The organism is Cuspidothrix issatschenkoi CHARLIE-1, assembly GCF_002934005.1.
Classification (GTDB): Bacteria; Cyanobacteriota; Cyanobacteriia; order Cyanobacteriales; family Nostocaceae; genus Cuspidothrix; species Cuspidothrix issatschenkoi.
Genome location: NZ_PGEM01000219.1, coordinates 534 through 1,466 on the forward strand (window position 1 = coordinate 534; position 933 = coordinate 1,466).

Annotated in this window: 2 protein-coding genes; both read left to right on the forward strand. The window is 33.1% G+C overall.

All coding sequences use genetic code 11. The features are described 5' to 3' along the window. The coding region (locus tag CUN59_RS20580) for a CAAD domain-containing protein (RefSeq protein WP_243407009.1) at window positions 1–461 on the forward strand (461 nt) is incomplete at its 5' end. Between the two features lie 207 nt (window positions 462–668). Next, a partial coding sequence (locus tag CUN59_RS20585) for a hypothetical protein (protein WP_104389555.1) occupies window positions 669–933 on the forward strand: 265 nt, incomplete at its 3' end.

Consider the following 933-nt stretch of genomic DNA (forward strand, 5'->3'; position numbering starts at 1 on the left):
AACGTTGTAATTTCTCAATCACAACTATTATGGAAACTCAAGCACAACAACCCCAACTAGGAAATTCTACTTCACCACCAGATATTTTATCTTTTTCAGGTGGAAACAATAGCAATTTACTACAAATACCTGCTGGTAAGGAATCTGAATCTCAACGGCAACAGGTTAGTGGACAAATTCCTGATTTCTTGAATAAACTACCAGATTTTTTAGGTAGTGCTTTTCACAAAAATAAACAGATTTTAATAACGCTGGTTTTAATTTTATCAGCTTTTATCGCAGTTAAGGTAGCGATCGCATTAATCGGTGCTGTGAATAGTTTACCGGTGCTACAACCAATTTTGGAGTTAATTGGCCTATTTTACTCTATCTGGTTTACTTTCCGTTATCTCCTCAAATGTGAAACTCGGCAAGAATTATCCCAAAAATTTAGTGCTTTCAAACAACAATCTTTAGGATAAATATTTGTTTGATGATCATAAAATGTAGGTTATTTATAGACTATCCTACATTTTCTTATTTTGTAATGAGTATGTAAAATATATCTTTTGATAGATAGATTCAAGCAAATTATTTTTAGTAATTATTTCTCAAGATGGTTTATTTATCTTTTAGGAAGTTCTAATCTAGTTCTGGCAATACTTGAACCAGTAGCAAGGACTAATTGTATGAATGATGAAAATGATAAAATTACGTCAGATACTTATGATCGGGGAATAATTCCCGCAGAAACAGCAGCAAGAATGAAAAGAGAAGGAAAATATTATAAACACCTTCCTAAAGAAGAGGATCTTGCAAGTGCATCTACCGATGATCAAACTAATGTTTATAGTATTCGCACAACTGATGGTTATACTGTGGATCAAGAGGGTTTGGTGAATAATTATCCAGTTGAACCAGAAATGTATTATGAAGTTCCTGGAGATGCGCGAG